The organism is Ensifer sp. GW821-FHT05G01 (assembly GCF_059419585.1).
On record NZ_JBWKSC010000007.1, the window covers coordinates 37,554 to 50,448 of the forward strand.

12 protein-coding genes are annotated in these 12,895 nt (G+C 61.1%); 9 read left to right on the forward strand and 3 right to left on the reverse strand.

Annotated elements, in window-relative coordinates; genetic code table 11:
* Positions 1-32: 32 nt before the first annotated feature.
* Genes AC07UR_RS17850 through AC07UR_RS17860 form a run of 3 tightly spaced genes read right to left on the reverse strand, consistent with a single transcriptional unit; the run spans position 33 to position 2,956 of the window.
* Positions 33-929, reverse strand: a complete 897-nt coding sequence (locus tag AC07UR_RS17850; protein WP_173421185.1) for a carbohydrate ABC transporter permease — start codon at positions 927-929, stop codon at positions 33-35.
* Positions 929-1,906: an ABC transporter permease gene (locus tag AC07UR_RS17855; protein ID WP_209788654.1), complete on the reverse strand. Its 978-nt coding sequence runs from the start codon at positions 1,904-1,906 to the stop codon at positions 929-931. Before AC07UR_RS17855 ends, AC07UR_RS17850 begins: the two co-directional genes overlap by 1 nt.
* Before the next feature lie 3 nt (positions 1,907-1,909).
* A complete protein-coding gene (locus AC07UR_RS17860; protein WP_209788655.1) occupies positions 1,910-2,956 on the reverse strand; it encodes a LacI family DNA-binding transcriptional regulator in 1,047 nt (348 codons plus the stop codon).
* Between the two features lie 708 nt (positions 2,957-3,664).
* Here AC07UR_RS17860 and AC07UR_RS17865 point away from each other — a divergent pair.
* The 9 genes from AC07UR_RS17865 (at position 3,665) to AC07UR_RS17905 (ending at position 12,870) form a co-directional block, all read left to right on the forward strand.
* The gene (locus AC07UR_RS17865) at positions 3,665-4,483 is read left to right on the forward strand and encodes a hypothetical protein (protein ID WP_209788657.1); all 819 of its coding nucleotides are present in this window, start codon (positions 3,665-3,667) and stop codon (positions 4,481-4,483) included.
* Positions 4,484-4,544: 61 nt separating this feature from the next.
* On the forward strand, positions 4,545-5,642 hold the full coding sequence (gene nspC / locus AC07UR_RS17870) for a carboxynorspermidine decarboxylase (protein WP_209788659.1): 1,098 nt from the start codon (positions 4,545-4,547) through the stop codon (positions 5,640-5,642).
* Between the two features lie 40 nt (positions 5,643-5,682).
* Complete coding sequence (locus AC07UR_RS17875) at positions 5,683-6,924, forward strand: saccharopine dehydrogenase family protein (RefSeq protein WP_209788661.1); 1,242 nt, start codon at positions 5,683-5,685, stop codon at positions 6,922-6,924.
* Positions 6,925-7,226: 302 nt separating this feature from the next.
* The gene (locus tag AC07UR_RS17880) at positions 7,227-8,552 is read left to right on the forward strand and encodes an ABC transporter substrate-binding protein (protein ID WP_209788664.1); all 1,326 of its coding nucleotides are present in this window, start codon (positions 7,227-7,229) and stop codon (positions 8,550-8,552) included.
* Between the two features lie 101 nt (positions 8,553-8,653).
* On the forward strand, positions 8,654-9,610 hold the full coding sequence (locus AC07UR_RS17885) for a carbohydrate ABC transporter permease (RefSeq protein WP_209788667.1): 957 nt from the start codon (positions 8,654-8,656) through the stop codon (positions 9,608-9,610).
* Positions 9,607-10,560 carry a carbohydrate ABC transporter permease gene (locus tag AC07UR_RS17890; RefSeq protein WP_209788670.1) on the forward strand — a complete coding sequence of 318 codons (954 nt, stop codon included), beginning with the start codon at positions 9,607-9,609 and terminating at the stop codon, positions 10,558-10,560. The genes AC07UR_RS17885 and AC07UR_RS17890 overlap by 4 nt, the downstream gene beginning before the upstream one ends.
* Positions 10,557-10,769 carry a hypothetical protein gene (locus AC07UR_RS17895; RefSeq protein ID WP_173421193.1) on the forward strand — a complete coding sequence of 71 codons (213 nt, stop codon included), beginning with the start codon at positions 10,557-10,559 and terminating at the stop codon, positions 10,767-10,769. Before AC07UR_RS17890 ends, AC07UR_RS17895 begins: the two co-directional genes overlap by 4 nt.
* 3 nt (positions 10,770-10,772) lie before the next feature.
* Complete coding sequence (locus AC07UR_RS17900) at positions 10,773-11,870, forward strand: ABC transporter ATP-binding protein (protein WP_209788673.1); 1,098 nt, start codon at positions 10,773-10,775, stop codon at positions 11,868-11,870.
* The gene (locus AC07UR_RS17905) at positions 11,863-12,870 is read left to right on the forward strand and encodes an ABC transporter ATP-binding protein (protein ID WP_209788678.1); all 1,008 of its coding nucleotides are present in this window, start codon (positions 11,863-11,865) and stop codon (positions 12,868-12,870) included. Before AC07UR_RS17900 ends, AC07UR_RS17905 begins: the two co-directional genes overlap by 8 nt.
* The last annotated feature ends 25 nt before the right edge of the window (positions 12,871-12,895 follow it).

A 12,895-nucleotide genomic window follows, 5' to 3' on the forward strand; every position in this document is an offset into this window, starting at 1 on the left:
GATAGGCTTCTTTGTTGGAACTGGTGTCTTCGTCACCCCTTGAGCGCGCCGCTCATGGTTCCCTTGGTGAAGAATTTCAGGATCAGCGGGTAGATCGCCAGGATCGGCACGATGGTGAGCAGGATCATGCCGGCTTTCAGCGATCTCAGGTCGATCTGGCTGGCGCCGGTGTTGTTGCTGGCATTGTTGGCGCCGACGATCGCGACCTTGTCGCCATCGATGACGAACTGGCGCAGCACCACCTGCAACGGCCATTTGCCCTGATCGTTGAGGTAGATCATCGCGCGGAAGAACTCGTTCCAGTGAAAGACGAGATAGAACAGCGAGATGGTGGCGAGCGCCGGCTTTGCGAGCGGCAGGACCAGATGCCAGAACACCTGGAACGGGTTGGCGCCATCCAGTTCGGCAGCCTCCAGCAGTTCCTGCGGAATCTCCTCGAAGAAACGGATGAGGATGATCAGATACCAGGCATTGACCGCCTTGAAGAGGATCACCGACCAGTAGCTGTCGAGGAGGCCCAGGCGCTTGTTGACGAAATAGTCGGGAATGATGCCCGGCTCGAACACGATGGTGACGAGCACGAGAATAAACAGCGCCTTGCGACCCGGCAGGCCGGGCCTTGAAAGCCCCCAGGCCATCAGCGCGGTACCGACCACGCCGATCACGGTGCTGACAGCGGTGATGAAGATCGAGTTGAAGATGCCGCGCTGCACATTGGGGTGCTGCAGCAGAACACTCCAGACCTCGAAGGAGAACCCTCGAGGGATGATGGTCAGCCCGCTCATGCCCGGCACCTTTGCCGGGTTCGACAGCGAGACGGCGAGCAGGTTGAGGATCGGCTGGACGGTGACGACGACGAGCAGCAGCAGCGTCGAGACGATGATCGCATATTCGATGCGTTCGATCGGGGTCTTGCGCGACAGGGCCATTACCAGACTCCCTTTCCGGTCAGACGCTTGGAAACGAAATGGGCGATCACGATCATCATCGTGCCGAGCACGGCCTTGAAGAGGCCTGCGGCCGTTGCCAGCGAGTATTCGCCGGTCTGCAGCCCGATGCGGTAGACATAGGTGTCGACGATATCGATCTTGCTGCGCACTACATCGTTGGAGAGGTTGATCACCTGGTTGAGGTCGGCGTTGAGGAACATGCCGGCATTGAGGATGAACAGCGTCGCGATCGTCGGTACGATGCCGGGCAGCGTGACGTGGCGGATCTTCTGCCAGCGGTTGGCGCCGTCGATCTCGGCGGCATCATAAAGCTGCTGGTCGATGGCGATGATGGCGGCGAGATAAAGCAGGCTGTCCCAACCGGCCGAACGCCAGATCTCGGTGAAGACCAGCACCCAGCGGATCGCGCCCGTATCGGTCATGAACGACCGCGGCGCGATGCCGGCCATGCCCATGATATTGTTGACGGCGCCATCGGTCGGCGACAGCGCTGCGATGAAGATGCCGGCGATCACCACCCAGGACAGGAAGTGAGGCAGATAGATCGCCGACTGGATGAACTTGCGCAGCGAACCGCCGCGAACCTCGTTCAAAAGCAGCGCGACGATGATCGGCACCGGTAGGAAGAACACCATCTTCATGGCCGAGATGATCAGGGTGTTGGCCAGCACCTGCCAGAACACCGGCGAGGAGAACAGCACCTGGAAATGCTTGATGCCGACCCAGATGTTGGGTGGCACGATGCGGACCTGTTCGAAGGCGATGCGCGCCTCCCAGATCGGCAGGTAATGGAAGATGAGGAAGAACAGGATGCCCGGCGCCATCATGACGTAATAGGGCCACCACCGGCGCCAGCCATCGGCGGCGACCGCCACGCGGCCCTGCCCGCGGCGCGCGCTCGATTTGGGAACGTTCCCAAATTTAGGCGACATCACCGCCTCGTCACGATTGGTCATTGCTTACCCCCTCCCGGAGCTTGCTGCGCGTCTGGGCTGGTTGAGCGACAGATCGGCCAATGAGCCGCGCTCGATCAGCCGGCATGGCATGAACACCCGCCCATGCTCCGGGCGGCCGGCGATTTCATCAAACAGGCAATCGACGGCGCGCACGCCGATCTCGCGCCCAGGCTTGGCGACCGTCGTCAGTCCCGGCCAGGAAAATGCGCCTGCGGGAATGCCGTCGAAGCCGAGGATGGAGACGTCTTCCGGGCAACGCAGACCGGCTTCGCGCACGGCGACCATGGCGCCGAGCGCCATCAGATCGTTGGCGGCGAAAACCGCGAGATGGCCGACCCGGTCGCGTGCAAGCAGCCGCATCATCGCGGTGCGCCCGCCTTCGACGGTATATTCGCCATCTTCCATCGGCAGCGCCGCCGGGTCGATGTCGCGCTCGACGCAATGTTCATGAAAAGTGCGCAGAAACCGGGCCCGCGCGATACGCGATTTCGGCCCGAGGATCAGCGCCGGCGCGTGATGCCCCTTGGACACCAGATGGTCCATGCCGAGCCTGACCGCCTGGGCAATATCGGAACCGACGGAAGAATTGGCCGGAAAACGTTCAGCACTCGAACCGATCAGCACGAAGGGCAGCCCGAACCTGTCGAGATCGTCGAAGCTGTCGGCAACCGGATTGATGATGGCGCCATCGACCCGCGCCTGCCGCAGGGCACGCAGATGGCTCGCCTCGCGGCCATGATCCCAATCGGAAGAAAACACCAGGAGCGAAGTGTCGTTTTCGGCCGCGCGGTCCTGCGCACCGCGCGCCACCTCGGCCCAGAACGGATTGGTGATGTCAGGAATGACGAGGCCGAGCAGACCTGTGCGGCCGGAGCGCATGCCGACGGCCAGATCGTTGCGCTCATAGCCGACGGCACGGGCGGCCTCGAGCACACGCTCGCGCGCCTCGTCCGTAACATTGGACGCGCCGGAGAGTGCCCGGCCGGCGGTGCTCTTCGACACCCCCGCCTTTCGCGCGACGTCAATGATCGTCGGCCGCCTCCGCTGCATTCCACACGCCCTCCCATGGCATGAATTCGTGGGAACGTTACCACGGAGATTTCGAGTCCGCAAGTCCACCCGATTTCGGACGTGGTTTTGCCAGCTGTGCCGCAGGGTAGAAAAGAAAAAGGCCACCGTGAAACGGCGGCCTCAAATTGAGAGATATGACCTCCACGCGACGCGAGAGGTGTAACCTCCAGAGGGAACATCGCTTGGCAGCCGGGAGGATGGCTGCACATCAAGCGACCGTCATAATGTGACAGCACGGCGCCCGGTTATCAATCAATGCAAAACCAGAACTGAAGCCCGAGAGGGATCGCTCTTCCAAGATTCGCATGACCGCCGCGATTTTTTGCTACTCCTCATTTTCTGGTACGTTCTGGCGCCGCGCATGCCCCGTTCGGGAAGCCGCATCGATGACCGAAAGCCACGCCGGAGAGTGCGGCGCTTGCGCGCATCCGGCCGATTGCCTTGACATATGCGCCGTCGCATTTACGATAGTTGCATGCTGATCGTGACTTCATATGCCCTTCGAGAACCCGTGCGCCTCAAAGCGGGATCGTAACCCGGCCGCGGCTTTTACCGTGCGCGACCGGGGCATGTCACGCCATCCCAGCTATCTCCCTGTTAGCTGAGACGATGAAATCGGTCGCCGCCTCGCACCGCCACAAGCGGATTTCCTGATAGCGAGCAGGCCTTAGCTCTCGACAGCATGTAATGAAAAATCTTCCCCAAACCGCCGGCTGGCGCTCCGGCCTGCTTACCGCGTTCGACATCGCAACCGCGCTCGGCGAAAGCCGGGCGGCGCTCGCCGAGCTGTTCGATTGCAACACGCTGAAAAGCACACGACGGTCTGCTTGCGCAGACGGCCCAGAGCAATTCGAGCTCGACGCGGCGGCACGCACCAGCCTCGCCATCATCCATTCGCTTCGCTGCGACGCCGACCTGAAATGCCACGTTGCCGAGCAGGCGTTGTCTAACTGGCCGCAGATCGCCGTGACGGTCGCCCGCATTGTCGACTTCGAGCCTGATACATCGCACGACACCGGCACATGTCTTGAGCCCGCATCCGTCGTCGACCCTTTCCAGTTCTTCGGGCCATTTGCCTCAGAACAGCTGCCTGTCGCCATGCTTGACGACTATATCGACCTGATCGACGGGCGATATCTGTTGTGGCGCAAGCCGAAGTGCGATCCACATGGCATTGCGGCGGCAATTCATGCCAGCCAGGAGCGCCTTCGCCTCGACCCGCAGGATGCGGCTGCGCAAGCGGATTTTCTTGAGGCTGCGGCCGTCCTGAGACAAACATGCGAACACGATCTAATCTGGCTAGGCTCGATCAGAGACGAAGTATTCTGCCCGACACCGGCTGCCAACCAATCTTCGCTGCCCGAACAACTGCCCACCGCACCGATGATCGGCGAGGCGGGTAACGTCGGCACGTTGGCCATGAACTATCGCTCCAAAAGCTCGGTCAATATCTCGCTTGCCGCCCGCGCCATGAAGCGGCGGGCGCTGGGGCTAACCGTCAGATAACCCTGGTCTGCCCACCGACAGCCCAAGCATCCGAAGACATCTTGAAGACACAAGGCACATCATGATCCAGACCCCCTACTATCTGATCGACAAGGCGAAGCTCCTTCGCAACATGGAGAAGATCGCCTATGTGCGCGAAAAATCCGGCGCCAAGGCGCTGCTTGCGCTCAAATGCTTCGCCACCTGGTCGGTCTTCGATCTGATGCGTGAATACATGGATGGCACGACCTCTTCGTCCCTCTACGAGGTGCGGCTGGGGCGCGAGAAATTCGGCGGCGAAACCCATGCCTACAGCGTCGCCTATGGCGACAACGAAATCGACCAGGTGATCGGCCACGCCGACAAGATCATCTTCAACTCGATCGGCCAGCTCGATCGCTTCGCCGACAAGGCATCCGGCATCGCCCGCGGCCTGCGCCTCAATCCGGGAATGAGCTCGTCCAGTTTCGACCTTGCCGATCCCGCCCGCCCCTTCAGCCGGCTCGGCGAATGGGATGCGGCCCGGATCGAGACTGCGATGAACCGCATCAACGGCTTCATGATCCACAACAACTGCGAGAACAGGGATTTCGGCCTGTTCGACCGGATGCTGGGCGAGATCGAGGAAAGGTTCGGCGGACTGCTTTCCCGCACCGACTGGGTCAGTCTCGGCGGCGGCATTCATTTTACCGGCGACGACTATCCGGTCGACGCCTTCTGCGAGCGCTTGAAGGCCTTTTCCGGCCGTCACGGCGTCCAGGTCTATCTGGAGCCCGGCGAAGCCGCGATCACCCGCAGCACGACGCTTGAGACCACCGTCCTCGACACGCTCAACAACGGCAAGGACCTCGCCATCGTCGACAGCTCGATCGAGGCGCACATGCTCGACCTCTTGATCTACCGCGAAAACGCCAAGGTCGAGCCGAACGAAGGCCCGCACAGCATCATGGTCTGCGGCAAATCGTGCCTTGCCGGCGATATCTTCGGCGAGTTCCGCTTTCCGGAGCCCCTGAAAGTCGGCGACCGCGTCTCGTTCCAGGATGCGGCCGGCTACACCATGGTCAAGAAGAACTGGTTCAACGGCGTCGGCATGCCGTCGATCGCCGTCAGAGAGCTTGACGGCAGCGTCAGGCTCGTCCGCGAATTTTCATTCGCCGACTACGAACAGAGCCTCTCCTAAGGCTCGCATACCCCCACAAAAGAAGGAAAAATCACCCGAAATGAAGAAGAACGTTCTCATCATCGGCGCCGGTGGCGTGGCTCAGGTCGTGGCGCATAAGTGCGCGCAGAACTGCGATGTACTGGGAGACATCCATATCGCATCCAGAACGGTCGAAAAGTGCCGCGCGATCGTCGCCTCGGTCCGCGAAAAGAAGAGCCTGAAGACCGACGTGACACTCGAAGCCCATGCGCTTGATGCCATGGATGTCGAGGCAACGAAGGCGCTGATCGAAAAGACCAGGGCCGGCATCGTCATCAATGTCGGCTCCGCCTTCGTCAACATGTCGGTGCTGCGCGCCTGCATGGATACCGGTGCTGCCTATATGGACACCGCGATCCACGAAGACCCGAAGAAGATCTGCGAAACGCCACCGTGGTACGGAAACTACGAATGGAAGCGGGCGAAGGAGTGCAAGGAAAAGGGCGTCACGGCCATCCTCGGCGTCGGATTCGACCCGGGCGTGGTCAACGCCTATGCACGCCTCGCCAAGGATGAGTATTTCGACAAGGTCATCGCCGTCGATATCGTCGATATCAATGCCGGCAGCCACGGCAAGTACTTCGCCACCAACTTCGACCCCGAGATCAACTTCCGCGAATTCACCGGCGTCGTCTACTCCTGGCAGAACGGCCAGTGGCAGACCAATTCGATGTTCGAGGTCGGCAAGGAATATGACCTGCCGGTGGTCGGCAAGTGCAAGGCCTACATGACCGGCCACGACGAGGTTCATTCGCTGGCAAAGCACATGGACGGCGCCGACGTCCGCTTTTGGATGGGTTTTGGCGATCACTACATCAACGTCTTCACCGTCCTGAAAAACCTCGGCCTCCTGTCCGAGCAGCCGGTGAAAACTGCCGAAGGCCTCGAGGTCGTGCCGCTCAAGGTGGTCAAGGCCGTGCTGCCGGATCCGTCGTCGCTGGCACCGAACTACCAGGGCAAGACCTGCATCGGCGATTTCGTGAAGGGATTGAAGGACGGCGAGGAACGCGAAGTCTTCATCTACAACGTGGCCGATCATAAGGAAGCCTTCGAAGAAGTCGGATCGCAGGGCATCTCCTACACCGCCGGCGTACCGCCGGTCGCTGCCGCCATGCTGATTGCATCGGGCGAATGGGACGTGAAGCAGATGGTCAACGTCGAGGAACTGCCGCCGCGCCCGTTCCTCGACATCCTCAACCGGATCGGACTTCCCACCCGCATCAAGGATGCGGACGGCGACCGCGCCTTGACGTTCTCCTGAGACCATAGACGGTCGATCTCCAGCAGCTATCCCTCTGCGATAGCCCGCTAACCTGAAGACGAGGCCCGGCCGCCGTGAGGTGACCGGGCCTTGCCGCTTTCGGGCCCAGCCTTTCGCGTAGCGCCCACCCCACGCCCTGTGTGCAACGCAGCAACGATTGGCGCTTGCTTTGTTTATAAAAATGCTGTTCACTAAACATATTGCTAAACATGACACGTGAGGAGTTCATGTGAGCATTCATTGAAGTCGATACCGTTTCGACGCTGGCGGGGAGCCGGCTTTTTCAGTTCTGGGAGGAACTCATGCAGATGAAATTGAAAGCCCTTCTCGGGCTCGCATCGGCGCTTGCCCTATCGTCAGCGTTGCCGAATGCGGCCAAGGCCGAACAACTGACACTGTGCTGGGCCGCTTGGGACCCGGCAAATGCTCTGGTCGAGCTGTCCAAGGATTTCACCGCCAAGACCAACATCGACATGAAGTTCGAATTCGTGCCGTGGACCAGCTATGCCGACCGCTTTCTCAACGAACTCAACTCCCAAGGCAAACTCTGCGACCTGATCATCGGCGACAGCCAGTGGATCGGCGGCGCGGCTGAGAACGGCCACTACGTCAAGCTCAACGAGTTCTTCGACAAGGAAGGCATCAAGATGGATGACTTCGTGCCGGCGACCGTCGTCGGCTATTCCGAATGGCCGAAGAACACGCCGAATTACTGGGCGCTACCGGCAATGGGCGATGTCGTCGGCTGGACCTACCGCAAGGACTGGTTCGAAAAGCCGGAACTGCAGAAGGAATTCAAGGAGAAATACGGTTGGGATCTCGGCCCGCCGAAAACCTACGATCAGCTGAAGCAGATCGCCGAGTTCTTCCAGAAGCGCGAAGTCGACGGCAAGACCGTCTATGGTGCCTCGATCTATACCGAGCGCGGCTCGGAAGGCATCACCATGGGTGTCACCAACGTGCTTTACGACTGGGGTTTCCAGTATGAGAACCCGAAGAAGCCCTACGAGATGGAAGGCTTCGTCAATTCTCCCGACGCGGTGAAGGGCCTCGAATTCTACAAGGCGCTTTACGATTGCTGCACACCGCCCGGCAGCTCCAACGTCTACATGGTCGAATCCGCCGATGCCTTCAAATCGGGGCAGGTGGCAATGCAGATGAATTTCGCCTTCACCTGGCCCGGTCTCTACAAGGACGAGAAGGTCGGTGGCGATCGCATCGGCTTCTTCCCCAATCCGGCCGAAAAAGCACATTTCGCCCAACTCGGCGGACAGGGCATATCGGTCGTGTCCTACTCTGAAAAGCGCGATGCAGCGCTGCAATACATCAAGTGGTTCGCCCAGCCTGACGTGCAGGCCAAGTGGTGGGAACTCGGCGGCTACTCCTGCCTGAAGGCTGTCGTCAACGCACCGGGCTTTGCCTCCAGCCAGCCCTATGCCCAGGCGTTCCTCGACTCCATGGCGATCGTCAAGGATTTCTGGGCCGAGCCGAGCTATGCCTCCCTGCTCCAGGACATGCAGAAACGCGTGCACAACTACGTGGTCGCCGGCAACGGCACCGCCAAGGAAGCGCTCGACGGCCTGGTGAAGGATTGGACAGAGGTGTTCGAGGAAGACGGCAAGATCTAGTCCGGGCTCGAAATCCGGAGATCTCGTGCCGCTAAGGGCGGCCCCATCGGCAATCGCTGCGGGCCGCCTCGAAATCCCGACCCAAAAGACCAGGTGATACCTTGACCCTTTCCCATTCCTCCATCGCCGAGACGGCCGCGATGGCAACGACGGCGCCCATTGCCCGGCGGGTACGCGGCCTCTCCGACAGGGCGATCGCCTGGGCTTTCATCGCCCCTGCGATCACCCTGCTGCTGGCGATCAATATTTTCCCGCTGCTCTGGGCAATCTATCTGTCCTTCACCAACTATCGGGCCAATCGCCCGAACGCAGTCGTCGAAGGCGTCGGCCTCAGGAACTACGAACGCGTTCTGACCGACCCCGATATCTGGCAGGCGATGCAGACGACGGCCCATTTCGTCTTCTGGACGATCGTGCTGCAGACCGTCATCGGCTTTGCGCTCGCCTATCTCATCGACCGCAAGTTTCGCGGCCACGCCTTCTGGACCACGATCATCCTGATCCCGATGATGCTTTCGCCGGCCGTGGTCGGCAATTTCTGGCGCTTCCTCTATGAGCCGCAGATCGGCCTGTTCGCCTATGCCGCCTCGATGGTCACCGGCATTCCGACCTCCGAGATCCGGATGCTCGGCGACGTCTCGCTGGCGCCCTGGGCGATCATCATCGTCGATACCTGGATGTGGACCCCTTATGTGATGCTGATCTGCCTCGCCGGGCTGCGCTCGATCCCGGACTACATCTACGAGGCTGCCGAAGTCGACCGCGCCTCCAGCTGGCGGCAGTTCTGGTCGATCACCGTGCCGATGGCCCTTCCCTTCATCATGCTCGCCGTTCTTTTCCGCGGCATCGAGAATTTCAAGATGTTCGACATGGTAACGCTGCTGACCGGCGGCGGCCCAGGGTCCGTCACCGAAGTCGCTTCGATCACACTCAAGCGTGCGGCGTTCGAAAGCTGGGCAACCGGCCGGGCGTCCGCCTTCGCGATCATTCTTTTCGTTGCGGTGTTCGGCCTTGCCAACATCTACGTCAAAGCCCTCAACAAGGTGAAACAACGATGAGCTCCGCCAACACCGCCCATTCGGTCGTCGCGCCGAGCGACACCAGCAAACGCGTGGCCGGCACGATCGTCATCGTCTACGCCCTGATCACGCTGATTCCGCTCGTCTGGATCTTCCTGACCAGCATCAAGTCGCCGCCGGATTCGATCAGCTATCCGCCCAAGATCGTCTTCACGCCAACGCTCGAAGGCTATTGCAACCTGTTCACGACGAGGACGCGGCAGACCCCTGATTACATCGCCTCCCTGCCGGAGCCGACAAGCACCTGCGACGAGGTCACGCGCAAGCGCAACATGGTGATCGCCGGTCCGTCGAACTTCCTGCCACGCTTCGTCAATTCGCTGGTGATCGCGTTCGGCTCGACCTTCCTTGCCGTCTTCCTCGGAACGCTGGCGGCCTACGGCTTCTCGCGCTTCAAGGTGCCGCTTGCCGACGACCTGCTGTTCTTCATCCTGTCGACGCGCATGATGCCGCCGATCGCCGTCGCGATCCCGATCTACCTTATGTACCGCGAGCTCGGGCTCTCCGATACAGCGCTCGGCATGATCCTGCTCTACACCGCCGTCAACGTCTCGCTCGCCGTCTGGCTGCTCAAGGGCTTCATCGACGAAATCCCGCGGGAATACGAGGAAGCAGCGATGATCGACGGCTATACCCGGCTGCAGGCGTTTCGAAAGGTGGTGTTGCCGCAGGCAACCACCGGCATCGCGGCAACCGCCATCTTCTGCCTGATCTTCGCCTGGAACGAATATGCCTTCGCGGCACTCCTGACCTCGGGCCAGGCACAGACCGCGCCGCCGTTCATCCCGACGATCATCGGCGAAGGCGGCCAGGACTGGCCGGCCGTTGCGGCCGGCACGACGATCTTCCTGGTCCCGATCCTGGTTTTCACAATTCTCCTACGCAAGCAATTGCTGCGCGGCATCACCTTTGGAGCGGTGCGCAAATGACAGATCTGACCCGGACACCTACCAAGACCTCTCCAAAGCGGCCGTTCTTCTTCCGGCGCGGCCCAATGGAAAACATCGCGACCGTGCTGATCGCCACCGGCTTTCTGATGCTGTTCCAGCCGTTTGCGCTGGTGCTCTACACCTACTCGCTCGTAACGCTGCTTGCCGGCACGGTGATGTTCATCATCGTTTCGAAATTTCCGGAGTGACCGATGGCCGAGATCAGAATTGAAAACCTGCGCAAGGAATTCGCCGATTTCGTCGCGGTCAAGGAGTCGAGCTTCGTCGTCAACGACGGCGAGTTCCTGGCGCTTCTCGGACCCTCCGGATGCGGCAAGACGACGACGCTGCGCATGATCGCCGGGCTCGAATTGCCGACCAGCGGCAAGATCTATCTCGACGGTGAGGACGTCACCTTCAACCGGGCCAGCGCTCGCGACATCGCCTTCGTCTTCCAGCTCTTTGCGCTCTACCCGCATATGAACGTGCGCAAGAACATCGGCTTCCCGCTGCTGTCCCAGGGCATGCCCAGGGCGGAAATCCGCGAGCGCGTCGAAGAGACCGCACGGCTCCTGCAGATCAGCCATATCCTCGACCGCTCCGTCTCGGGCCTAGCCGGTGGCGACCGGCAGCGCGTCGCCCTCGGTCGGGCGATCGTGCGGCGGCCGAAATGCTTTCTGATGGACGAGCCACTCGGTACGCTCGATGCGGAGTTCCGCGAGGTGATGGTCCATGAGCTGAGAGAGCTGCACAACCGCGTGCACGCAACGACGGTCTATGTCACCCACGACCAGCACGAAGCCATGGCGATGGCCGACAAGATCGCGGTGATGAACCATGGGGTCATCGAGCAATTCGGCACGCCACAGGAGATCTACCGCAAGCCGGCGAGCATGTACGTCGCCGACTTCATCGGCTCGCCGCCGATGAACTTTCTGCGTTTCACATCCGGCCTGAAAAGGGGCGCATCCGCAATTTCGCTCAACGGCGTCGACGTCATCGTGCCGGAGATCCATCAGGATGTTGCGATCGGCGAACTCGCGCTTGGCGTGCGGCCGGAGCATATCCGCTTCAGCGATGCCTCACCGCTGCGCGGGGCTGTCTACGGCAGCGAGTATCTCGGAACCAATCAGGTCGTAGCCATCGAAACCGGTAACGGGCTGATCAAGGCACGCGTGCCGGCAAACCGCAATTTCCAGATCGGCGAAACCGTCGGGTTGGAGTTCACCCCCGCCAACCTCGCGCTCTTCGATTGCAAGTCAGGTCGCGCAGTCGCCTCATCGCTTTATTCGGGAGCCCAGCATGGCTGACGTTGTTCTCAAAGGTCTCAACAAGCGCTTCGGCGACAACCAGGCCATCAGCGGTCTCGATCTTGCGATCCGCGACGGCGAGTTCGTCGTGCTCTTGGGCCCGACAGGAGCCGGCAAAACGACGACGCTTCGGCTCATCGCCGGCCTCGAGAAGCCGGACAATGGCCGCGTCGAGATCGGCGGCCGGGATGTCGCCGGTCAGGCACCGGCCGAACGGGATGTCGCGTTCGTCTTCCAGCAGTATTCGCTCTACCCGCACATGACGGTTTACGAAAACCTGGCCTTCCCCCTAAAGGCACCGGTCCGCAAACTGTCCAACGAGGAGATCGACCGGCGGGTGCGCGAGATTGCCCGCATGGTGCGGATCGACCACAAGCTGGAAAACCGCTCGACGCGGCTTTCCGGCGGCGAGATGCAGCGCGTTGCCATCGGTCGCGCTCTGGTGCGCAGACCGTCTATCTATCTCATGGACGAGCCCCTCTCCTCGCTCGACGCCAAGCTGCGCTCGGAACTGCGGCTGGAGCTGAAACGCATCCAGAAGGAGTTGGGCTCTACGCTGCTCTACGTCACCCACGACCAGGTGGAGGCGATGACCATGGCCGATCGTATCGGCATTCTGGCGGAGGGAAGGCTGATGCAGGTCGGCACCCCGCGGGAAATCTACTCCAATCCCGCCAACCTGCATGTCGCGGCCCGGCTCGGCCAGCCGCACATCAACCTGTTGCCGGCCGACCTGCTCGAAGGCGCCGCACCACCCGCGGGCACGAAGACGATCGGGGCAAGGACCGAACATCTCGAGATCGCCGTCAGCCAGAATGCCAATGCGCAGGTCGACTGGATCGAGCATCTGGGCGACCAGAACCATCTGCACATCCGCGTTCGCGATCACAAGCTCGTCACCCTCGCCGATCCCTATATCGAGATCAGGCCGGGCGACCGGATCAATCTGACGCTTCGCGATCCGCTCTATTTCGATGCGGGTGGACAACGGCTCGTCTGAGCCGCAAAGGTCAAACAAAGACGGC